The 21048-nt window shown below is 62.8% G+C and carries 21 protein-coding genes; 9 read left to right on the top strand and 12 right to left on the bottom strand.

What is annotated here, in order from left to right; all coding sequences use genetic code 11:
• Positions 1-17: 17 nt before the first annotated feature.
• The 10 genes from A8B82_RS15575 to A8B82_RS15530 form a co-directional block, all read right to left on the bottom strand.
• Entirely contained in the window at positions 18-692 is a 675-nt protein-coding gene (locus A8B82_RS15575) for a c-type cytochrome (RefSeq protein WP_067294334.1), read from the bottom strand.
• Between the two features lie 4 nt (positions 693-696).
• Complete coding sequence (locus A8B82_RS15570) at positions 697-1737, bottom strand: c-type cytochrome (protein WP_067294331.1); 1041 nt, start codon at positions 1735-1737, stop codon at positions 697-699.
• Entirely contained in the window at positions 1721-3001 is a 1281-nt protein-coding gene (gene soxC, locus A8B82_RS15565; protein WP_067294329.1) for a sulfite dehydrogenase, read from the bottom strand. Before soxC ends, A8B82_RS15570 begins: the two co-directional genes overlap by 17 nt.
• Before the next feature lie 26 nt (positions 3002-3027).
• Entirely contained in the window at positions 3028-4731 is a 1704-nt protein-coding gene (soxB, locus tag A8B82_RS15560; protein ID WP_067294326.1) for a thiosulfohydrolase SoxB, read from the bottom strand.
• 91 nt (positions 4732-4822) lie between these two features.
• Complete coding sequence (gene soxA, locus A8B82_RS15555) at positions 4823-5674, bottom strand: sulfur oxidation c-type cytochrome SoxA (RefSeq protein WP_067294323.1); 852 nt, start codon at positions 5672-5674, stop codon at positions 4823-4825.
• A gap of 27 nt (positions 5675-5701) precedes the next feature.
• Positions 5702-6031 (bottom strand): thiosulfate oxidation carrier complex protein SoxZ, encoded by a 330-nt coding sequence (gene soxZ, locus A8B82_RS15550; RefSeq protein WP_067294320.1) that lies wholly within the window; start codon positions 6029-6031, stop codon positions 5702-5704.
• A gap of 20 nt (positions 6032-6051) precedes the next feature.
• Positions 6052-6468 (bottom strand): thiosulfate oxidation carrier protein SoxY, encoded by a 417-nt coding sequence (gene soxY, locus A8B82_RS15545; RefSeq protein WP_067294318.1) that lies wholly within the window; start codon positions 6466-6468, stop codon positions 6052-6054.
• A 69-nt stretch (positions 6469-6537) separates the two neighbouring features.
• Positions 6538-7011, bottom strand: coding sequence for a sulfur oxidation c-type cytochrome SoxX (gene soxX / locus A8B82_RS15540; RefSeq protein ID WP_067294315.1), 474 nt, complete (start codon positions 7009-7011; stop codon positions 6538-6540).
• 226 nt (positions 7012-7237) lie between these two features.
• On the bottom strand, positions 7238-7798 hold the full coding sequence (locus A8B82_RS15535; RefSeq protein ID WP_067294313.1) for a thioredoxin family protein: 561 nt from the start codon (positions 7796-7798) through the stop codon (positions 7238-7240).
• Between the two features lie 13 nt (positions 7799-7811).
• Complete coding sequence (locus A8B82_RS15530; protein ID WP_067294311.1) at positions 7812-8552, bottom strand: cytochrome c biogenesis CcdA family protein; 741 nt, start codon at positions 8550-8552, stop codon at positions 7812-7814.
• 71 nt (positions 8553-8623) lie between these two features.
• On the opposite strand from A8B82_RS15530, the gene A8B82_RS15525 reads away from it, so the two are divergent.
• The 5 genes from A8B82_RS15525 (at position 8624) to A8B82_RS15505 (ending at position 13412) form a co-directional block, all read left to right on the top strand.
• Positions 8624-8995: a hypothetical protein gene (locus tag A8B82_RS15525; RefSeq protein WP_067294308.1), complete on the top strand. Its 372-nt coding sequence runs from the start codon at positions 8624-8626 to the stop codon at positions 8993-8995.
• 64 nt (positions 8996-9059) lie between these two features.
• Entirely contained in the window at positions 9060-9395 is a 336-nt protein-coding gene (locus tag A8B82_RS15520; protein ID WP_067294401.1) for an ArsR/SmtB family transcription factor, read from the top strand.
• Between the two features lie 307 nt (positions 9396-9702).
• The gene (locus A8B82_RS15515) at positions 9703-10758 is read left to right on the top strand and encodes a YeeE/YedE family protein (protein WP_067294307.1); all 1056 of its coding nucleotides are present in this window, start codon (positions 9703-9705) and stop codon (positions 10756-10758) included.
• A 162-nt stretch (positions 10759-10920) separates the two neighbouring features.
• Positions 10921-12087 carry a nucleotide sugar dehydrogenase gene (locus A8B82_RS15510; protein WP_067294304.1) on the top strand — a complete coding sequence of 389 codons (1167 nt, stop codon included), beginning with the start codon at positions 10921-10923 and terminating at the stop codon, positions 12085-12087.
• A 62-nt stretch (positions 12088-12149) separates the two neighbouring features.
• A complete protein-coding gene (locus tag A8B82_RS15505) occupies positions 12150-13412 on the top strand; it encodes a glycerate kinase type-2 family protein (protein ID WP_067294302.1) in 1263 nt (420 codons plus the stop codon).
• A gap of 217 nt (positions 13413-13629) precedes the next feature.
• Here the strand turns inward: A8B82_RS15505 and leuD are convergent, their stop codons facing one another.
• Positions 13630-14235: a 3-isopropylmalate dehydratase small subunit gene (leuD, locus tag A8B82_RS15500; RefSeq protein ID WP_067294299.1), complete on the bottom strand. Its 606-nt coding sequence runs from the start codon at positions 14233-14235 to the stop codon at positions 13630-13632.
• Entirely contained in the window at positions 14235-15638 is a 1404-nt protein-coding gene (leuC, locus tag A8B82_RS15495) for a 3-isopropylmalate dehydratase large subunit (protein WP_067294398.1), read from the bottom strand. The genes leuD and leuC overlap by 1 nt, the downstream gene beginning before the upstream one ends.
• Positions 15639-15758: 120 nt before the next feature.
• Here leuC and A8B82_RS15490 point away from each other — a divergent pair, with 120 nt between their 5' ends.
• Genes A8B82_RS15490 through A8B82_RS15475 form a run of 4 tightly spaced genes read left to right on the top strand, consistent with a single transcriptional unit; the run spans position 15759 to position 21028 of the window.
• Positions 15759-17453, top strand: a complete 1695-nt coding sequence (locus tag A8B82_RS15490) for a hydantoinase B/oxoprolinase family protein (RefSeq protein ID WP_067294296.1) — start codon at positions 15759-15761, stop codon at positions 17451-17453.
• Between the two features lie 52 nt (positions 17454-17505).
• Positions 17506-19560 carry a hydantoinase/oxoprolinase family protein gene (locus tag A8B82_RS15485; RefSeq protein WP_067294293.1) on the top strand — a complete coding sequence of 685 codons (2055 nt, stop codon included), beginning with the start codon at positions 17506-17508 and terminating at the stop codon, positions 19558-19560.
• On the top strand, positions 19557-20174 hold the full coding sequence (locus tag A8B82_RS15480; protein WP_067294290.1) for a cysteine hydrolase family protein: 618 nt from the start codon (positions 19557-19559) through the stop codon (positions 20172-20174). Before A8B82_RS15485 ends, A8B82_RS15480 begins: the two co-directional genes overlap by 4 nt.
• Positions 20171-21028: an isocitrate lyase/PEP mutase family protein gene (locus A8B82_RS15475; RefSeq protein ID WP_067294288.1), complete on the top strand. Its 858-nt coding sequence runs from the start codon at positions 20171-20173 to the stop codon at positions 21026-21028. Before A8B82_RS15480 ends, A8B82_RS15475 begins: the two co-directional genes overlap by 4 nt.
• Positions 21029-21048 lie beyond the last annotated feature (20 nt).

Raw genomic sequence — 21048 nt, 5'->3', positions numbered from 1 at the left:
CCTCCCTGAAACGACCCCTAGTCGAGGTCCTTGAAATATGCCGCAAGCGCGGCAATCTCCTCGTTCGTCAGACGGCCCGCCATCATCTGCATGACAGGGTGCGGTCTGAGCTTGTTCTTGTAGGCGTGCATGGCCACCACAAAATCCTTGACCGGCCAGCCGGTAATTGATGGGATGCCATCTTCCGCCCCATCGGGTTGGTGGCAGGTCGTGCAATCACCGGCCAAGTATGCGCCGTATTCCACATCCCCCACAAGCGCGAGGATCGCGGGGTCCAGGGCCTGTGTTTCTGGCGCATCCGCCGTGTCGCCCGAGGCGCGCCGCAGAAAAGCCAGCAGATCGGCGCGGTCCTGCGCGTCGTCCAGGCCCGTGAAATTCATCCGTGTCTTCAGGATCATTGCCTTCGGGTTCTTGATAAAGGCGTCCAGGGTCCGATCGCTCCAGGTCAGCCCGTCCTTGCCAGCCCGGACCATGGCGTCGGAATATGTGAAACCGCCGACCGTGCCCGCCACACGGCCATGGATACCGTTCAGATGTGGGCCGACGCGGTTTTCGGCATCCGGCCCGAGCTGATGGCAGGCCGCACATTTGCGAAATACCTTTTCCCCCGCTTCGGCATCCCCTTCGGCCTGGGCCGCGACCGGGCCCAGCAAGGCAAGATACAGCAGTGCCGGGAGAGCGGACCGCGGCACCGGGTCAGTTCCCGACCGACTTGAGGTATTCAATCACCGCGGTCAGGTCTTCTTGCTTGTTCAGCCCACGAAACGACATCCGGGTGCCTTTCATGTAGCTTTTCGGTGCCGCGAGAAAGCTGGACAGTTCCGCCTCGTTCCAGACCAGACCGTCCTTTGCGGCCGATTTCATCGCGCCGGAGTACTTAAAACCGGCCACGGCAGCGGCGGGAGCGCCCACAACATTGGTCAGGATCGGGCCGGATCGGTTCTTGGCTCCCTCGCCGATCTGGTGGCAGGATTTGCATTTGCGAAAGACCTTCTCGCCCGCTTTGGCCAGTTCCGGATCAAAGGCGGCGGCGGCCGATGGCTCAGTTTCGGTACTGTCGGATGCGGCGACAGGCTCAGCGGCGGCTTCGGGTTCGGCTGCTTCCTCTTGCGGGGTCACGTCCAGCACCATGGCGCGCATGGTGACCTTGGCGGGGGCGTCCTTGCAGTTTTCCATACAGGGCGCCCCCTGCCATTGGGCGTATTCGGCTTTGGCCCGGTCATCCACGATGAACCCGTCGGCGTTGGGCATTTTCACATCCAGCAGGTTCTGATCTGACAGTTCAAATTCATCATCGACCAGATCGTTGGAATACAAAATGTAGGCGGTGATCGCATAGACCTCGTCATCGGTCAGCGTGCCTGCGTTGCCATAGGGCATGGACCGGCGGATATAGTCGAAAGCCGTGGTCAGATGTGGCCAGTAGGACCCAACGGTCTTGAGCGGATCGTCACGGTCCAGCGTGCCCCTGCCCCCGGCCAGTTTTGGCCAGTTCCCGATGCCTTCGGCAAAGTCGCCATGACAGGAGGCGCATTTCTCGGCAAAGATTTCCTCACCGCCAAGGACAGTGCCAGCGCCTGTCGGCAGATCCGCGCCGGAGGGGCCGATGTCGTGGTTCCAGGCCGCGATCTCTTCGGGAAGGGCGGGACGGCCAAGGCCGAAACCCTGTGCAAGACCGGGGCTGGCGCTGGCTGCGAGCAGTGTGATGAGGGCTGCGGACTTAAGAAACCTCGACATTCTCCGCCTCCCCGTTGGCGCGCACCAGCCATGTCTGGATGCAATTGTTGTGATAGATCGAATTCAGCCCGCGCACCGCGCGCAGTTGCGCCTTGGTCGGCTGGACATAGCCGGTGTCGTCCATGGCGCGTGATTGCAGCATCATCTCTTGTCCGTCCCAGGTGGTGTCCAGGTAGAAGCGCGTCAGCGCCATCTTTTCCCCCGGCCTGGCCAGGCGCGCGGTTTCCCATGTCATGCCGCCGTCCCTGGAAACATCGACGCGGGTAATCGCACCGCGCCCGGACCAGGCCAGGCCGGTAATCACCAGCGGGCCGGAGCCGTGGGCAATCGGGGCCTGCGGGCTGGGCGACGTGACAACGGATTTTGCATCCATCGCCCATGTCCATTTGCGGCTGGTGCCATCGGCCAGCGTATCGGTGTATTTCGATGTTTCCTCGCGGCTTTCCACCGGGCCATCGGTGACCTCGATCCGGCGGATCCATTTGACCCACATGTTGCCTTCCCACCCTGGCACGACGAGGCGCACTGGATACCCGTGCTCTTTACGCAATGCCTCGCCGTTGGCCTTGAACGCGATGAGCACATCGTCCAGGGCCTTTTCCATCGGGATGGACCGCCCGTTGGAAGACGCATCGGCCCCTTCCACAAAGACCCATTTGTCCTTGAGGTCACCAGCGGCATCCAGCCCCGCTTCCTCCAGCATGCTGCGCAGTGGCACGCCGGTGTATTCCATGTTGTGGATCATGCCGTGGGTGAACTGTGCGCCGTTCAGTTGTGCGCCGGCCCATTCCATCCCGGTATTGGCCGCGCATTCGCAGAAATAGACGTGGTTCTCGCGCGGGAAGCGTTCCAGATCGGCGTAGGTGAAGACCAGCGGTTGATCGACCAGCCCGTTGATCATCAGCCGGTAATCTTCCTTGCGCAGCTCAATCGCGCCCGAGTGGTGCCGTTCAAAAGCGCAGCCCTGCGGGGTGATCGTGCCGTCCAGCGCGTGAATCGGGGTGAAGTTGATGGAACTGACGGTATCGGCGGTCAGCCAATCCACATTGCGGCGGATCACGTCATCTTCGAACCGGATCGGCAGGCCATAGGGGGTCGCATCCACACCGTCACCGAATTCCTGTGCCCAGGGCTGGATTTCGGTGATCAGCGGGTCAGGCGTTTGGGCCCGCGCCGTGCCAGCGGCAAACGCACCGGCACCGGCAGCCGCTGCATTGCGCAGAAAGCTGCGGCGTGTCGATGATGCCTTGGTGTCATCGGTCATGGCGTTGTCTCCCTTGCTCTTCGCCCTCAAATGCCTGTCACGTCGACGGATGTGTTGGGATCAAGGCGCACCGTGCCCTGCTTTGCGATATGCGCCTCGACCACATTCCAGATCGGGGGGCCTTCGGTGCCTTCGTTGACCGATGCCCAGCCCGCGACCTGATAGGTTCTGGCCGGGTCGATCTGTTCGCCGGTCCTGAGCAGGGTCATGTCGGTGATCCGCTCGCCCTGCGGTTTGGTCACGTCGATGCGATAGCCAAGCCCGCCGGTGCGGACCATGTCGCCGCCCTGCTGGTAATAGGGGTCGGGATTGAACAGGTTGTCGGCCACATCCTCCAGCACCACATGCAGGAACTCGCCGGTCATCCCGGTCCGGTACGCCTCCGGGTAGGTCATCGACGTCACGCTCCAGATGTCTTCGCGGGTGATGTCCTGACCGGGCAGGATCGACGGCCCCCAGCGCACACCGGGGCTGAGCGCGATTTCAGCGTCGCGTTCGGACAGCAGGGCATCGCAGATCAGATCGTCCCAGGTGCCGTTGAAATTGCCGCGCCGGTAGAGGGTCTGATCCTCTGCCGTCTTGCCGATCACCTCTGACATCGCATTCAGATAGGGCGCGCGCTGTTCATCAATCAATGCGGTCATCGGCGCATCCGGGGTGATCACGTCGGAAAAGACCGGGATCAGCTTGTGGCGGAAACCCATCATGCGCCCGTCGCGCACATCCAGATCGACACGGGAAACGAATTTGCCGTTGGAGCCGGAGGCGATGATGATCGTATCCGCCACCAGCACCGGTTCGGGCAGGGCGTCATGGGTGTGGCCGGACAGAATCACGTCGATGCCGGTGACCTTGCCCGCCATCTGCTTGTCCACGTCGAACCCGTTGTGCGAAAGGCAGACCACCAGTTCAGCCCCCTCGGCGCGGACCTCATCCACCATTTCCTGCATGCGTTCATCGCGGATGCCAAAGGAATATTCCGGGAACATCCAGCCGGGGTTGGCGATGGGCATATAGGGAAAGGCCTGCCCGATCACGGCGATCTTCACGCCGCCGCGTTCAAAGAACTTGTAGGGCGGGAACAGGTCGGTCGGCTCGTCCCATTCGGCGTCAAAGATGTTCTGGCCCAGCGCGGCAAAGGGCAGGCCCTCGACAATCTCGGTCACCCGGTCAGAGCCAAGGGTGAATTCCCAGTGGAAGGTCATCGCATCCGGTTGCAGCGCGTTCATGACGTTGACCATGTCCTGCCCTTTGGTCTGATAGCAGGTATAGCTGCCATGCCAGGTGTCGCCGCCATCCAGCAGCAGCGCATCGGGGCGCTCGGCGCGGATGGCCTTGACCACGGTCGCCACGCGGTCCAGCCCGCCGACCCGTCCATATTCCCGCGCCAGGGCGGCAAAGTCATTGTAGGTCAGCGCATAGGCAGAGGGGCTGCCGTCGTCGATCCCGTAGAGCCTGCGGAAATCGGCTCCGGTGACATGGGGCACGGCCCCCTTGTTGCCACCGACGCCGATGTTGACCTCCGGCTCGCGGAAATAGACCGGCTTGAGCTGCGCGTGGATGTCCGTGACGTGGATCAGCGACACGTTGCCAAAGGTGTCGAACTCCAGCAGCTTGTCCTGCGTCAGCAGTTGCTGTGCCGCCAGCCGCGACCAGTTGCCAAAGCCGGACGCGCCATAGATCGACGCCGCAGCCATGGAAGTTTGCAGGAAGTCGCGGCGAGAGAACATGGGGGCTCCTTCACGCAGATATATATGCGCATCTATGAATTTGATTCGGGCAAAAAACCCCGTGCGACGCAGCGCACGGGGTCTTCAGTGTTCAGTTGCGGACAGAGGGGCCTTCGACCGAAAGGCCATTGCCCCGCGAGGCCACGTAAAGCTCAAGCGCCACGAACTCCGGGCTGCCGGGCGCAAAGGTTTCGGCGCGGGTGTCGCGGATACAGCCCTTGAAGCGTGAATGTGACCCGTTCAGCTTGGTATTCTTGAGGCGGTAGACCGGAAAGCCATTGATCTGGCCCTGGCTGAGGTGATCGGCGCGGATCATCCGGCCATAGTTGTCTTCGTGACAATTCGAACAGGACAGTTCCAACTGGCCCATGCGGGTGTAGTACAACTCCTTGCCCTGTTCCCAGGTCGATTGGGCCGGGCCGTCGATGGCCACGTTGACCGGCAGGCCGCGCGACACCGATGCAAGTGCGGCTTCCATGTTGATCGCGTCGCCCTTGTCGTATTTCCAGGCTTCGGCCCCCATCCGGTTGGTGCGGCAGTCATTGACCTGCATCTGCAAGGTGCGGACTTCGCCCGCGGCCTCGTTCCATTTGGGATAGGTCGCCTTGACGCCCGCCATGCTGTCGATGTCATTGTGGCAGGACGCACAGGATTTGCCCTCGGTGCCCTCGGCTGTTTCCCAGGCTTCCATCGCCTGTTCGACAAAGATCATGCCGGGATTGTCGAAATCGTCAGCCTGCATGATCCGGGTTTCATCGCCCCGGAACAGCCACCCCGACATCACCTCGTCAAACCTGTCCGAGAGGTGTGCGGGTGCCGCCGTGCGCGTCACCATATCCGTCTCTTCGTTGAGGATCAGCGTATCGTCAACCGGGTCGGCCTGCGCCGTCATCCCCATTGCGATCAGCGCACCCACGCCGGCCATTCTTGCCAGTCTTTTCATTGTCTGTCCCTCCCTGAAACGTACCGTTCAGCCGATCGCGATGGCCTTGGTTTCCTCGTAGACCGAACCGTCATCGTCATACCAGGTGAACTTGAACTCACCTTCCTCGGGCACAATGGCCTCGAATTCGAAGTAGGGGTTCGTGGAAATCGCAGGCTCCATCTTGACGTCGATGACGTTCTCGCCGTTGAAGTCGCAGACAAAGCGGTTGATGATCGAACGCGGAATGGCGTTGCCGTCATCGTCCTTGCGCTGGCCGCTTTCCATCTGGTGGCTGATCAAGGTCTTGATCGTGACCGCCTCTCCGGCGGCCGCCGTTTTGGGGACTTTGACGCGGGGTTTTACACCTGATGCCATGATAATTCTCCTTGAATGCCTTAGCCGCCGCAGCCGCCAATTGTGACCTTGACCGTTTTCGACGTCTTGGCGAAGGAACCATCGGCCATCTTTGCGATGGCGACAATGTCCTGCGTCCCGGCCAGACGAATACGGGTCGACGCCCGCTGGGACGCGGCCAGCTTGCCGAATTTGAAGGTGGCGACGGGCGGGGTCGGGTTGCCCATTGCCAGCACCAGAATCTCACTCGCGCCTTCGGCAGAGACTTCGATGGGCACGGTATTGCCGTTCTCCGCGATTTCGGGGGCCGTTAGCTCGATGCCGCCCTCGGTCATCTCGGCACCACCGGTAAAGGCCGCGATTTCCTCTTCGCCCTTGGCGAAACCCTTGATGGGCAACCCGGCGAGGACTAGGGCCCCTGCCCCGACCGCCAGCGCATTGCGTCGTGTGAATTCCATTCCGATCTCCTATCGTTCAGGCCGCGCCGGGCGCGGTTCGGTCCGTGAGTATGCCGCGCGACGCGCGGATCATTCCTTGAGCGTCGCGAGGTAGGCGACGACATCTTCGATCTGCTGGGCAGTCAGGATGGGACCAAAGGTGTCATCCGCCGCCTCACCCGTATAGGCATTGCCCGGACGGATAAATCCTTCGGTCTTGTAGAAGGAGGGCATCATGCTGTCCTCGAACATCACCTTGGCATTGGCGACGATGCCGCGCAGCTCTGCTTCGGTCCAGCGTTCGCCGGCACCATCCAGCATCGGCCCGATCTCGCCCTGAAAGGGAACTTCCGCCAGATCGCTGACCTGATGGCAGGCAACGCAATTGCCCTTTTTCTTGTTGCCGACGATATCGCGCCCCTCGGCAGGGTCGCCAGGCGCGCCTGTCAATGACGCGGCAATGGCCCCGTCATCAAAGCTGACATTGGTCGGCGCGATGATTTCTGCCACCGCCACGGTTGCCAGCAAGGCTGCGGCACCCGCAACTGTCCCTAGAATTTTCATGGTTCCTCCCTTGCCCTTCGGCTTTTGTCATAGCGTAGCGCACAGGTTCGTGAACACGCAACTACAAATTCAAAAAATCGAATGAATATAAGTTTTGATCACCAGAACCCCTTTGTTCCCAGCCTTTTTTCCTTCGCGTCAAACCTGAATCGCCGGACGCTGCCTGAAATCCTAGATTTCAACGCGTTAGGCGACAAGAGGTGCTTCGAGGAAAACGCGAATCCCCTTATTGGCTTTGCTCGGCGAATTTGCGGGCGTGGTATTTCTGAAAGCTCTCTTCCCCGTCATAGCCTTTTTCGACCACCCAGTTGAACATGTTGAAGGTCGTATGACGACCAAAAGCACCCGGCATCACGGTCACTGCGGCCTGGGCTGCGGTGGCGTCACTGCCCACCGTTTCGGGCATGAACATCACTGTGGGCGTGAACAGGACACCCCATTTGCGCACCATGTCCTTTTCCGGCAGGGCCTCGCCATCGAAATCGGTCACTTCGGTGTCACCGAACATGTTGATCTGCACGACAAAGAAATTCTCTTCGATGTAGGCGGCGATCTCGGGGATCGGATAGACCTCTTCGTGCATTTTGGTGCAATAGATACAGCCGCGCTGCTCGACCATGATCGCCATGCGCTTGCCTTCGCTGTTGGCCTCTGCCAGGTCGTCCGACAGGTCCTTGAAGGTGTCGCGCATCCAGGGGGTCTTGTGCAGCCCGTCATCGCCCACTTCCGCAAAGGCCGCTTGTGTCACTGTGATCAGGGCCGCAAGGGCCAGTGCGATTGGTCGCATGTCGTTCCTCCGGTTAGCGCAGGGTGCCGATGTCGGGCGCGATTTCAAGCATCCACTGCGCGATGTAGTTGATGGTGTTGGTGGCAATCAATATCCCGAACAGGATCAGCATCACACCCATAAGCTTTTCTATCAGGCCCAGGTGGCGGCGGAAACGGGCCATCCATCGCATGAAGGGGCCGATGAACAGTGCCGCAAGGACAAAGGGCGCGGTCATCCCCAGCCCATAGACGAACAGCAAGAGCGCACCGCTGCCCGCCGTATCTGCCCCGGCGGCGGTGAACAGGATCGCCGCCAGCACCGGCCCCACGCAGGGCGTCCAGCCAAAGGCGAAGGCCAGACCGATGACATAGGCCCCCAGCAGGCTGACGTTGGAGGTATCGCCCGCATCGGCGCGGAACTGCCTGTAGAGCAGGCCGATCCGGATCACCCCGAGAAAGTGCAGCCCCATCGCGATGATGATCGCCGCCGCGATCCAGCGCAGGATGTCGAAATATTCCCGCACGATCTGGCCGAATACCGTGGCCGCCGCACCCAGCCCCATGAAAATCGTGATCACCCCTGCCGCGAACATGCAGGCCGCCAGCACCGCGCGCCGCCGCACCGCGCTGTCGATGGGGGCGTCCGCCGATATCTGGTTCATGCCCACGCCGGCCAGATAGCTGAGGTAAAACGGCACAATCGGAAGGATACAGGGCGACAGAAAGGACAATAATCCGGCAATCAGCGCGCCTGCGAGGGTGATATCCATCATGTTCCGGGGTCCGTGCTTGAGTAATTCACATATTCATATTAGGTATTATTTAACGGAAAGGTCAAACCGACATGTTGCTGCGTGCGCTGATATTGCCTGTTTTTGTGGCCATCGGGTGGGTGCAGGTCGCATCTGCAGAGCTTGCGCTTGTGATGGTCGAGGAAAAGGGCTGCATCTGGTGCGCCAGGTGGGACCGGGAAATCGCGCAGAAATACCCAAAGACCCCCGAGGGTCAGGCAGCCCCGTTGCGGCGGTACGACATTCATACGCCGGTTCCCGGCGACCTTGAATTCGCAGGCCGCCTGAGTTTCACACCGACATTTGTGCTCGTTGAGGATGGCCGTGAACTGTCCCGGATCGAAGGATATCCGGGCGAGGATTTCTTTTGGGGTTTGCTGGGTGCGATGATCACCCGCGCCGATCCCGACATCATGATGAACTGACGGTCCGACTGGCAGCGCCGATATGGTCGCTGTCCGGCCCAAAACAACGAAGGATGCAGGTTTGATGGGGTTGCCGGTGTTTCACGACGACATGTGTGAGGAGGATATGGACAGGATGGCCGCCAGCGCGGTGCAGGCGTCCAACTTTCTCAAGGCGATCAGCCACGAGGGGCGGCTGATGATCCTGTGCCACCTCACCACCGGAGAGAAATCGGTGACGGAGCTGGAAGAATTGCTGTCGGCCCGGCAAGCGGCGGTGTCGCAGCAATTGTCGCGGCTGCGGCTGGAAGGGCTGGTCACCCCGCGACGCGATGGCAAGACAATATATTACAGCCTTGCCGACGACCGCCCGAGAAAGATCATGGAAGTGGTGTACGACCTGTTCTGCCAGGAGGATTAGGGCCTGTGGACGTTCATCTTCCGCCACCCGCGCGGGTCGGATTTTGCCGCTGGCGCCCTGATGTGAGCGCAGCAATGTGATCATTGGAAGCGAACATCCGGGATGGCAGAGGCAAAATCCGCCGCGCCCTGCAAGGGTTTCGCCAAAATTGCCCACTTCTGCGTTAAGAGAGCTTGAAATAGCTGGCTATTCCGGCGCTCTCTTGCCTGGAACTGAGCAATTTTGGACTGAAACGGGTGGTGGAAGATGAACGTCCGCAGGCCCTAGCAGGACCTTTTGATATCCAATGCGTGAAGGGAGGGGTCACGTGCTGAATTATCTGACAGAGCCGCAGACCGTAGCCCTGATCGGTGCGCTTGGCGGTCTTTTGCTGGGTCTCGCTGCGCGGATCGGGCGGTTCTGCACGCTGGGTGCCATCGAAGACGTCTATTACGGCAACTCCAGCCTGCGGCTGCGCATGTGGGGCGTTGCAATCGGGGTGGCGGTGATGGGCACCTTCGGGCTGGCCGGGTTGGGCTGGCTTGACCTGGGGCAGACCCTGTATCTGGGGCGCGGCTGGAACCCGCTGGCCTGCGTGGTCGGCGGCCTGACCTTTGGCTATGGCATGGCGCTGGCGGGCAACTGCGGCTATGGCGCGCTGGCACGTCTGGGCGGCGGCGATCTGCGGTCTTTCGTCATTGTGCTGGTGATGGGGCTGGCGGCCTATATGACCCTGGGCGGTCCGCTTTCCGGGTTGCGGTTGTGGCTGTTCGACGCCGCCGACAGGCCCGGCCCGATGCCGGGGTTTGCTGACGCGTTGTCGGCCCTGACGGGGCTGACGGTTCATGCCAGCGGCATCCTGATCGGGGCGCTGATCGTGCTGCTGACGCTGTCCCACCAGCCGATGCGCCAGGCCTATGGGCATGTCTTCTGGGGTGCGGTTGTCGGGATCGCCATCGTCTCGGGCTGGGCGGGTACGCAATGGGTTGCCAACGTCGGCTTTGATGCCACGCCGGTTCTGAGCCACACGTTCTCCGCACCGCTGGGTGAAACCATGCTTTATGCGATGACCTCTTCGGGGAACTCCATCAGCTTTGGCACGGGGTCGGTCCTGGGGGTCCTGTTGGGTGCCTTCGCCGGCAGTCTGTTCAAGGGGCATTTCCGCTGGGAGGCCTGTGACGATCCGCGCGAGCTGGGCCGCCAGATCCTGGGGGCGGGCCTGATGGGGTTTGGCGCGGTGATTACCGTCGGTTGCAGCGTCGGCCAGGGGCTTTCCGCATTTTCGGTGCTGGCCTATAGCGCACCGCTGACCCTTGCCTGCATCATGGCCGGTGCCGCAATTGGATTGCGTCAGCTTATCCTGGGATTCGCACCGGGAATTTGAGCCCGTTTCAGGCGTTAACCGCCACCGACCTGTTCACACCTTGACCTTTCACATCCGGATTTGCGAAAAAAGCCACCGTCAGGCCCGGATCGGATCGCCGGATATTGCCAGCGCGGGCCGAATATGGGAGTAGTTCGCCCGGTATTAATTGAAAGAAAATTAATGAAAATTGCTGTTTTTGGAATTGGGTATGTGGGCTTGTCAAACGCGGTCCTGCTGGCCCAGCACAACAGTGTCACGGCGGTGGATTTGTCGGCAGACCGCGTGGCGCAATTGAATGCCCGGACGTCGCCGATCGAAGACGTGGAACTGGAACAATGGCTGGCCGACAAGGAACTGGACCTGACGGCCACCATCGACGGCGCGGCCGCCTGCCGGGAGGCGCGATTCATCGTGATCGCCACCCCGACGGATTACGACCCCGAGACCAACTTCTTCAACACCTCCTCGGTCGAGGCGGTGATCAAGCTGGCGCTCGACGTCAATCCCACTGCCACCATCGTGGTCAAATCGACCGTGCCCGTCGGCTTTACCGACCGGGTGCGCAAACTGTTCGGGTCCGAGGACATCATCTTTTGCCCCGAGTTCCTGCGCGAGGGGCAGGCCCTGCACGACAACCTTTATCCCTCGCGGATCGTGGTCGGGTCGCGCCGCGAGGAGGCAAAGGTCTTTGCCGATCTGCTGGTGCAGGGGGCATTGGCCACGGATGTGCCGGTGCTTTACACCGGGCCGTCAGAGGCGGAATCGATCAAGCTTTTTGCCAATACCTACCTGGCGCTGAGGGTGGCTTTCTTCAACGAGCTTGACAGCTATGCCCTGGCCGAAGACATGAACGCGCGTGAAATCATCGAAGGGGTCGGCCTCGATCCGCGCATCGGCACCCATTACAACAATCCGTCCTTCGGCTATGGCGGCTATTGCCTGCCCAAGGACACCAAGCAGCTGCTCGCCAATTTCTCGGCGGTGCCGCAGAACCTGATGCGCGCGGTGGTGGATGCAAACCGGACCCGAAAGGATTTCATTGCCGAACGGGTGCTGGCGCGCAAACCCCAGGTGGTGGGGATTCACCGGCTGGTGATGAAGGCCGGGTCGGACAATTTCCGGCAAAGTTCCGTGCAGGGCGTGATCCGTCGCATTCTGGCCGAAGGGATCAAGGTCGTCATCTATGAACCAGCCTATGAGCAGGAGAGCTTTCTCAGCTGTGCAGTTGTGCGCGACCTGGAAAACTTCAAACGACAAAGCGATGTCATCGTGGCGAACCGCGCGTCCGATGACCTGTCGGATGTGGCAGACAAGGTCTTTACCAGGGACATCTTTGGCCTGAGCTGACAGGCAAACGGCGTTGCGGCACCGGCACAGGTGCGCATCACCACGCAAGACAACGAGGGACCATGGCAGAACATCACCGCGCCTTCCTGTCCGGGCTGTTCGATGCGGCGGTTGCCGCCGCCGACCCGTTGAATGCCCTGGGTAGCAACCTGCCCGACGCGCCGCGCGGCCGCACCGTGGTTATTGGCGCGGGCAAGGGCGCGGCCCAACTGGCGCAGGCCTTTGAAGCGCTGTGGGATGCGCCGTTCGAAGGGGTTGTGGTCACCCGCTATGGCTATGGCGCGCCGTGCCAGACGATCCGGGTACTGGAGGCGGCGCATCCGGTGCCGGACGCCGCCGGACTGGAGGCGGCGCAGGCGCTGAAATCGGCAGTCAGCGGGCTGGGGCCGGATGATCTGGTCATCGCGCTGATCTGTGGCGGGGGATCGTCGCTGTTGCCTGATCCGCCCGAGGGGCTGAGCCTGACCGATCTTCAGGAGCTGAACGCCGCCCTGCTGGAATCGGGTGCGCCGATTTCGGTGATGAATGCGATCCGCAAGCGGTTCAGCGGCATCAACGGCGGACGGCTGGCGGAACTGGCCGGGGGCGCGCGCATCTGCAACCTGATCGTGTCCGATGTGCCGGGTGACGACCCCGGCGCTGTCGCTTCCGGACCCACGGTGCCGGGACGGCCAGGCGCGGCAGAGGTCCTGGCCCTGATCGGAGCGCGGGGGTTGGCGCTGCCGCAGACCTGCATGGACCATCTGCGCCAGCAGCCGTCGGACGAGGCTGCACCGCGCACCAATGTCACGACCCGGATCATCGCGTCTGCCGCACAGTCGCTTGAGGCCGCCGCCTGCCGGGCCAGCGCCGAGGGCGTGACGCCGTGGATACTTTCGGACCGGATCGAAGGGGAAGCGCGGGAGGTGGCATTGGTTCACGCAGCCCTCGCGCGGCAAGCGGCCATCGCAGGCACACCCTATCCCGCGCCGGTTGTCCTGCTGTCAGGCGGAGAGACAACGGTCACGCTGCGCCACAAGGGCAAGGGCGGACGCAACAGCGCGTTTCAACTTGCCCTGGCGCTGGCGTTGGAGGGGGAGTCGTGGTTTCACGCGCTCGCGGCGGACACCGATGGGATTGACGGCTCCGAGGACAATGCGGGGGCCTGGGTGGACGGGACAACGGCGGCGCGGATCCGTGCGGCGGGCCTCGATCCCTTGCAGGCGTTGCAGCATGACGATTCCTATTCGGCGCTCAAAGCAGTGAATGGGCTGTTCATGACGGGGCCGACCGGGACCAACGTCAATGACTTTCGGGCCATTCTGATCGGCGCACCCAAAGGCTGATTGTCGGACGGTGCAAGCCCTTGGATGCGCGGCGGCATACCGCTGTTCCCTTGTGCCACCCCCAATGAAGACATGTCAAAAATGACATGTCTTCATTGGGGGTGGCGTATTGGGGCATATCAGGTGTTTCCGTTCACCCATGGACAGGCCGGATGGATGTGATGCACCGTCTGGTCTGAATGATACCGCTCAAGAAACCGAACAGGCACCGCCAATCTCAATCGTCCGGCAAGACCCAGACCGTGTCCGCGACCCGACGGTCCCGAAAAGACGCGATTCGCGCCGCATGCTGAAGCGTCAGGTCAATGTCATCCCAACCCTTGATCAACTTCGTCCGCCACACCTCATCCAGGTCAAAGCCAAATACCTGCCCCGCCACTTGGATTTCCCTGTTGCCCAGATCTATGCAGAGCGGCGCGCCACCATCCCCCAATTCGGCGACCAGTGCCGCAACCTCGCGCTCGCCCAAACGGGCAGGCAACAGGCCGTTGTTGATCGCATTCGCGGCAAAGATATCGCCAAAGCCGGGCGCGATCACGGCCCGAAACCCGGCATCGACCAGGGCATAAACCGCCGCCTCGCGCGAGGAACCGCTGCCAAAGTTCCGGCCCGCGATCAGGATGCTGGCAGGCTCCGGCCCGTTCAACGGGAAATCGGGGCGCAATACGCCTGCATCGTCGCGGCGCATATCATGCAACAGGAAATCGCCATAGCCCTGCACACGGGGCGTCGACATGAACCGGGCCGGAATCAACTGGTCGGTGTCCACATTGTCCTGCGGCAGGTGGACCGCCCTGCCCTCATGTGTGGTCCATCCCGCCATCAGACCCTCTCCTGCATGACTTCGCGCAGATCCGACAGCGCGCCGGTCACCGCCGCCGCCGCGACCATGGCGGGCGACATCAGATGCGTGCGTGCGCCGCGCCCCTGCCGCCCCCTGAAGTTCCGGTTGGTCGATGAGGCGCAGCGCTTGCCCGGTGCCACAAGGTCGCCATTCATGCCGACGCACATCGAACAGCCCGATGCGGCCCATTCCAGCCCGGCGTCCCGAAACACGAGGTCCAGACCCTCGGCCTCCGCTTGTTGCTTGACCAGCGCCGATCCGGGCGACACCAGCCCCGGCACCTGCGCCCTGCGGCCCCGCAGCACTGCCGCCGCCGCGCGCAGGTCCTCGATCCGCCCGTTGGTGCAGGAGCCGAGGAAGACCTGATCAACCGGCGTGCCCTTGATCGGCTGTCCCGGTGTCAGCCCCATGTAGTCATAGGCCGCCTCTGCCGCAGCCGCCTTGCCTGCACCAAGGCTTCCGGGCGCGGGCAGGACCGCGTCGATGCCGATTGCCTGCTCCGGGCTGGTTCCCCAGGTCAGGGTCGGCGCGATGTCGGCGGCGTCAATGATCACTTCGCGGGCAAAATCTGCCCCCGCGTCCGTGCGCAGGGTGCGCCACCCGTCCACTGCCCTCTCCCAGTCGCTGGCCTTGGGCGCAAAGGGGCGGCCCTTGATATAATCGAAAGTCACCTCATCGGGGGCCACCATGCCAAAGCGGGCGCCGCCCTCGATCGACAGGTTGCACAGGGTCATGCGCCCCTCCATGCTCAGCGCCTCGACCGCCGGGCCTGCGTATTCCACCGCATGTCCCTGCGCCCCGCCCGCGCCCAGCCGCGCGATCCACCCCAGCGCCATATCCTTGGCCGTGACGCCCGGTGCCAAGGCCCCCTCAAAAGTGATCCGCATCGCCGCCGGTTTGCGCTGCCAGACGGTCTGGGTCGCCAGCACATGGGCCACTTCTGTCGCCCCGATGCCAAAGGCCAGAGCGCCGAACGCGCCATGGGTCGATGTGTGGCTGTCGCCGCAGTTGATCTGAAGCCCCGGGAGGGTCAGCCCCTGTTCCGGACCGATCACATGCACAATGCCCTGTCGCGGGTCGCTCAGCCCGAATGTCTCAAGACCATGGGTTCGCGCGTTGCCCTCCAGCGTCTCGATCATGCGGGCGATGTCGGGGTCCGTGATCCTGTCGCGCTGGCGGGTCGGGGCATAATGGTCGGTGACGGCAAAGGTCAGGCGCGGCTCTGCCACTTTCTGTCCGCGCGCGGCCAGCTTGGCAAATGCGTGATGCGACCCTTCATGCACCAGATGCCGGTCCACCCAAAGCAGCGAAGTGCCATCTTCGCGGCGCAGAATTTCATGCGCGCCCCAGAGTTTGTCCAGCAGGGTGCTTGGCTTTTCCATGAAAATGCACATAAATGTCCAAAGGCTCAAATGCAACAACATGTCCCGCCTCCACCGGCATCCGGCGCGTTGACGGGCTCGATGAGATTGCAGAGGTCGGCGCAACACAAGGGGAGCAAGATGGCAGACATTGACCCGATCACGCTGGCTGTCCTTGCCGGACGGATGGAGCAGATCGCCGATGAAATGGACGCAACCCTGTTCCGCGCGGCCTTCAACCCGATCATCGCAGAGGCACATGACGCCAGCCATGGTCTCTATCACGCTTCCACGGGCGACACGCTGGTGCAGGGCAAATCCGGGCTGCCGATCTTTGTCGGCGTCATGGCATTCGCGGTCAAGGCGGTGATCGACAAGGCCGCCGCCGACGGTGATCTGGCGGATGGAGACATCTATATTTTCAACGACGCGCATATCGGCGGCACACATCTGTCGGACATGCGCCTGGTGCGGCCCTATTACCGCGAGGGCAAGCTGTTCTGCTACCTCGCCTCGGTCGGGCATTGGCACGATGTGGGGGGTGCGGTGCCTGGCAACTACAACCCCGCCGCCACGGACGTCTTTCAGGAGGCGTTCAACCTGCCTCCGGTCAAGCTGGCCCGCGCGGGCGAGATCAACCAGGACATCATCGACATCCTGCTGCGCAACACCCGGCTTCCGCAATCGGCAATGGGCGATCTGAACGGCCAGTTGGGGGCGCTGGACCTTGGCATAAAGCGGATGGATGAACTGCTGGACGCCTATGGCGCCGACACGGTGCGCGCTGCGCTGGATGCTCTGGGCGACCGGGCGGAGGCCCTGATGCGCGCCGAGCTGGAGGGGTTGCCCGATGGCCGCTGGGAGGCTACCGACTACCTCGACAATGACGGGATCACGGATGAACCTCTGGTCATCAAGGTCGCGCTGGAGATCAGGGGCGATCAAATGGTGCTGGATTTTGCAGGCTCCGCCCCGCAATGCGCAGGGCCGGTGAACATCGCCCTGCCCACCACTGTTGCCGCCGCCTATGTGGCGATCAAGCACATCTTCCCGATGCTGCCCGCCAATGCCGGCGTGATGCGCCCCATCGAGGTGCGCGTGCCGGAAGGGTCGATGCTGGCCGCACAGTTCCCCGCGCCCACCGGCGGCTATACGGAGACGATCCTGCGGATGATCGACGTCATATTTTCCGCCGCCGCACAGGCCGCCCCGGAACGGATCGTTGCCAATGCCTATGGCACGATCAATGCGCTTTCGATTGCGGGCAAGCGCAGCGACGGGCGGCCCTGGGTCATGTTCAGCTTTTACGGCGGCGGGCATGGCGGATCGCTGGAGGGCGACGGGCTGAACCACGGCAATGCGCCGATTTCCACCGCCACCATTCCGCCGATGGAGATTCTCGAAAGCGTCTATCCGGTGATGTTCCGTCAATGGGCGCTGCGCCCGGACAGTGCGGGCGATGGCATGCATCGCGGCGGGATGGGGGCCATCTATGAAATTGAGGTGCTGGAAGAAAACGGCGCGGAGGCCTTCCTGTTTGGTGAACGCGGACGGTTCGCGCCCAAGGGGATCGCGGGCGGGGCAAATGCGGCGTTGAACCTGTTTTCCTATGCCACCGATGATGGTTTCGCGCATCCGCCGCTGGTCTCCAAGATGCGGGGCATCAAGCTGCGGCAAGGGCAAACCGTGCGGCTGGAAACACCCGGCGGCGGCGGCTATGGCCCGGCCGCCGACCGCGCCGCCGATGCCGTGGCGCGGGACGTCGCGCGCGGATTGGTGTCTGCCGAACATGCGGATGAAGCCTATGGCCAAGCCTGGCGGGAGATCACGACATGAGCGCGCAAATCAGGCCCTCCGCCCGGTGCAAGCCCAGGTCTGAGGTCACAATATGAAGATCGTCGGCGTCGATGTGGGCGGCACCTTCACGGATGTCTTTGTCCTGAATGAAGCGGACGGCACGGCAGCGGTCGCCAAGGTCCCCACCACGCGCCCGGATCAATCGGGCGGCTTTCTGAACGGGATCGGCCAGCAGGTGGACGACCTTTCAAAGATCTCTGTCGTGGTACATGGCACAACAGCAGGCACCAATGCCCTGTTGGAACGCAAGGGCGCGAAAATCGGCGTGATCACCACGATGGGCCTGCGGGACGTTCTGGAAATGCGCCGCCGCGACCGCCCCCGCACCTGGGGTCTGCGCGGTGATTTCGAACCTGTCGTGGACCGGCGATATCGCCTGGAAGTGCCGGAACGCACCCTGGCGGATGGCACGATCCGCACGCCGGTCGATCTGGACGCCGTGCGCACGGCGGCAACCGCGCTTGCCGATCAGGGCTGCGCCGCCATCGCCATCCTGTTCGCCAATTCCTACGCCAACCCCCAGAACGAAACACTGGCGGTTCAGGCCGTCCGTGCCATCTGGCACAATGAACATGTTTCCTGCTCCTCGGAAATCCTGCCGGAAATCCGCGAATTCGAGCGCTTTTCCACCACCGCGCTGAACGCCTATCTGCAACCGGAAGTCTCGGGCTATCTCGACCGGCTGGAATCGGCGCTGAAGCAGGATGGGTTCGGCGGCGAATTCATGATTGTGCAGTCCAATGGCGGGGTGATGGCCGTCGATACCGCCTGCAAGGTGCCGGTGCGCACAGCACTTTCCGGCCCCGCTGCGGGTGTGATTGCGGCGGGCTATATCGCCTCCATCGCCGGTTTCCCCGATGTGATCACCGGCGACATGGGCGGCACCAGCTTTGACGTCTCGCTGATTGCGGGCGGGCAATCCATGCTCAGCCCGCAGACCTCCATCGACTTCGGCATGGTGGTACGTACCCCGATGATCGAGATCACGACCATCGGCGCGGGCGGCGGGTCCATCGCCTGGGTGGACAAGGGCGGGCTGCTGAACATCGGCCCCGAAAGCGCGGGCTCAAACCCCGGACCGGTGGCCTATGGGCTGGGCAATGACCGCCCCACGGTGACCGACGCCAATGTGGTGCTGGGCCGGATCGACCCGGACAATCCGATCGGCGGCAAGCTGACCCGGCTGGACGTGGAAGCCGCCGCGAAAGCCATCGACGCCCATGTGGGCGCGCCGCTGAACCTTGACACCCATCAGGCGGCAGAAGCGATCCTGCGCGTCGCCAACAGCCGCATGGCGGGGGCAATCCGTCTGGTCAGCATCGAACGCGGGTTTGACCCCAAACGCTTTGCCTTCATGCCCTTTGGCGGCGGCGGTGCGTTGCACGCGGGTGCCATGCTGGCCGAGGTCGGCATCGCCCGCGCCATTGTGCCCCGGTATCCGGGGGTGACATCCGCCATGGGCTGCGTGATCGCGGACATGCGACAGGACTTTGTCCAGACGATCAACGCGCTGGTGGATCAGCTGGATACTTCCGCGCTCACCGGTTTCATGCAGGATCACGTCGATCAGGGCATGGCGATGCTGCAGGCGGCGCAGACCACCTTCGAGGCGCGCAAGGCCGGGTTCGAGCTGGACATGGCCTATATCGGGCAGACCCATACGGTTGCGGTCCCGCTGGACGTCAGGGTCGAGGATGGCATCGTACAGCCCCCCACCAAGGCCCAGATCGAGGCGGCATTCGACGCCGCCTATGCCGCCACATTCGGGCGGCTCTTGAAAAACGGCGTGCGGCGCATCCTCAACCTGCGCTCAGCCGTGACAGGCACCCGGCCAAAGTTCGACCTTGAGACCCTCGCCCCGCAGACCAACGGGACCCCGGCCCCCAAGGCCACCCGACGCGTGCATTTCGGCAATACCTGGCGCGACACGGCGATCTACAACCGGCTCGCCCTGCCTGTCGGCACCAAAATCACCGGCCCCGCGATCCTGGAACAGCCCGACACCACGGTGCTGATCGAACCGGGTCTGAGCGGTCACGTGGACCGCTTCGGCAACACCATCATCACGCGATCGGAGGCAACATGAGCCATCCCGCAACATGGGACCTGACCAAAACCGGTCTGCTGACAATTGACCTGCAAAACGACTTCATCCATCCCGACGGCGCATATGGCCGCGCCGGTCAGGGGGCCGCCAGCATCGCCGCCCTGCCCGACCGCATCGCACCGCTGGTGCGGGCGCTCCGGGCGCGGGGCGGCACCTATATCTCGGCCCAGTTCACCCTGGTGCCCGGCCCGCAAGGCGCGCCGCTGATCGCACCACATCTGAAACAACTGCGCCCCTTCCTGACCAGCGGGGACTTTGCCCCCGGCAGCTTTGGCCATACCCTTGTCGATGCCCTGCACCCGGCGGATTACGTGGTGGAAAAGGTTGCCTATTCCGCTTTCTACCAGACGCGGCTGGAATATATCATGCGCGCAACCGGCATCGACAATCTCATAGTCGGCGGCATCGTGACCAACGGCGGCGTCGCTTCAACCCTGCGCGATGCGCATCTGCGCGACATCGCAACCTGCATGCTGACCGACGGCTGCGCCGCCTTTCGCGATGATGTGCATGACGCCACGATCCTGTCACTGGGCACGGTGACGCATCAGATGACCTGCGCCGAGGCGCTGAAACTGCTGGAGGACACATGACCCTGAAATCCCGGCTTGGCACTGGCAATATCCTCGTCGCCCCCGGCGTCTATGACGGGCTCACAGCCTCCATCGCGCAGGCGGCGGGGTTCGAGGCGCTGTATCTGTCAGGTGCCGCCGTGGCCTATACAAGGCTGGGGCGGCCCGACATCGGGCTGACCTCGGTCACGGAAATGGCTGATACGATGGCGCTGATTGCGGACCGTGTGGAGGTGCCGGTGATCATCGACGCCGACACCGGTTTCGGCAACGCGCTGAACGCCGAGCGCACCTTGCGGCAATACGAGCGTGCCGGCGCGGCGGCACTGCAGATCGAAGACCAGAGCTATCCCAAGCGGTGCGGCCACCTGAAGGACAAGACCCTGATCAATGCTCCGGAGATGGCCGGGAAAATCCGCGCCATGGCCGATGCCCGCCGGTCCGAAGACACGCTGATTGTGGCCCGGACCGACGCCATCGCCGTGGAAGGGTTCGACGCCGCCACCGACCGGGCAGAAAGCTATCTGGAAGCGGGTGCCGACGTGCTGTTCATTGAGGCCCCCCAGAGCCGCGCGCAATTGCAGGCCATCACCGCGCAGTTCAAAGGCCGCGTGCCCCTGCTGGCCAATATGGTCGAAGGGGGCGCAACCCCGATGCACAACGCCTCTGACCTGGAGAAACTGGGTTTCTCTGTAGTGATCTTTCCCGGCGGCATCGTGCGCACATTGGCCCGGACGGCGCAGGACTATTACGCAAGCCTCGTCACCCATGGGTCAAACGCGCCCTTCGCCGGACGGATGCATGACTTTGACAGCTTGAACAAGTTGATCGGCACCTCCGAAATGCTGGCGCGCGGCAAAGCCTATGAAGGCTGACATCGCTGACAGGCCAGGCT

The sequence above is a fragment of the Sulfitobacter sp. EhC04 genome, from assembly GCF_001650875.1.
Classification (GTDB): domain Bacteria; phylum Pseudomonadota; class Alphaproteobacteria; order Rhodobacterales; family Rhodobacteraceae; genus Sulfitobacter.
The sequence above is the reverse complement of the archived record's forward strand: the minus strand, read 5'-3'. Positions and strand labels throughout refer to the sequence as shown.

What these genes read in the sequence shown, in the direction of transcription:
- A8B82_RS15490 (WP_067294296.1), top strand. Translation starts at nt 15,759, where the DNA reads ATGGCAGACATTGACCCGATCACGCTGGCTGTCCTTGCCGGACGGATG.
- A8B82_RS15570 (WP_067294331.1), bottom strand. Translation starts at nt 1,737, where the DNA reads ATGTCGAGGTTTCTTAAGTCCGCAGCCCTCATCACACTGCTCGCAGCC.
- A8B82_RS15530 (WP_067294311.1), bottom strand. Translation starts at nt 8,552, where the DNA reads ATGATGGATATCACCCTCGCAGGCGCGCTGATTGCCGGATTATTGTCC.
- soxC (WP_067294329.1), bottom strand. Translation starts at nt 3,001, where the DNA reads ATGACCGATGACACCAAGGCATCATCGACACGCCGCAGCTTTCTGCGC.
- A8B82_RS15525 (WP_067294308.1), top strand. Translation starts at nt 8,624, where the DNA reads ATGTTGCTGCGTGCGCTGATATTGCCTGTTTTTGTGGCCATCGGGTGG.
- soxB (WP_067294326.1), bottom strand. Translation starts at nt 4,731, where the DNA reads ATGTTCTCTCGCCGCGACTTCCTGCAAACTTCCATGGCTGCGGCGTCG.
- A8B82_RS15535 (WP_067294313.1), bottom strand. Translation starts at nt 7,798, where the DNA reads ATGCGACCAATCGCACTGGCCCTTGCGGCCCTGATCACAGTGACACAA.
- A8B82_RS15505 (WP_067294302.1), top strand. Translation starts at nt 12,150, where the DNA reads ATGGCAGAACATCACCGCGCCTTCCTGTCCGGGCTGTTCGATGCGGCG.
- leuD (WP_067294299.1), bottom strand. Translation starts at nt 14,235, where the DNA reads ATGGCGGGATGGACCACACATGAGGGCAGGGCGGTCCACCTGCCGCAG.
- A8B82_RS15520 (WP_067294401.1), top strand. Translation starts at nt 9,060, where the DNA reads ATGGGGTTGCCGGTGTTTCACGACGACATGTGTGAGGAGGATATGGAC.
- soxX (WP_067294315.1), bottom strand. Translation starts at nt 7,011, where the DNA reads ATGAAAATTCTAGGGACAGTTGCGGGTGCCGCAGCCTTGCTGGCAACC.
- A8B82_RS15485 (WP_067294293.1), top strand. Translation starts at nt 17,506, where the DNA reads ATGAAGATCGTCGGCGTCGATGTGGGCGGCACCTTCACGGATGTCTTT.
- soxZ (WP_067294320.1), bottom strand. Translation starts at nt 6,031, where the DNA reads ATGGCATCAGGTGTAAAACCCCGCGTCAAAGTCCCCAAAACGGCGGCC.
- A8B82_RS15475 (WP_067294288.1), top strand. Translation starts at nt 20,171, where the DNA reads ATGACCCTGAAATCCCGGCTTGGCACTGGCAATATCCTCGTCGCCCCC.
- soxY (WP_067294318.1), bottom strand. Translation starts at nt 6,468, where the DNA reads ATGGAATTCACACGACGCAATGCGCTGGCGGTCGGGGCAGGGGCCCTA.
- leuC (WP_067294398.1), bottom strand. Translation starts at nt 15,638, where the DNA reads ATGGAAAAGCCAAGCACCCTGCTGGACAAACTCTGGGGCGCGCATGAA.
- soxA (WP_067294323.1), bottom strand. Translation starts at nt 5,674, where the DNA reads ATGAAAAGACTGGCAAGAATGGCCGGCGTGGGTGCGCTGATCGCAATG.
- A8B82_RS15480 (WP_067294290.1), top strand. Translation starts at nt 19,557, where the DNA reads ATGAGCCATCCCGCAACATGGGACCTGACCAAAACCGGTCTGCTGACA.
- A8B82_RS15510 (WP_067294304.1), top strand. Translation starts at nt 10,921, where the DNA reads ATGAAAATTGCTGTTTTTGGAATTGGGTATGTGGGCTTGTCAAACGCG.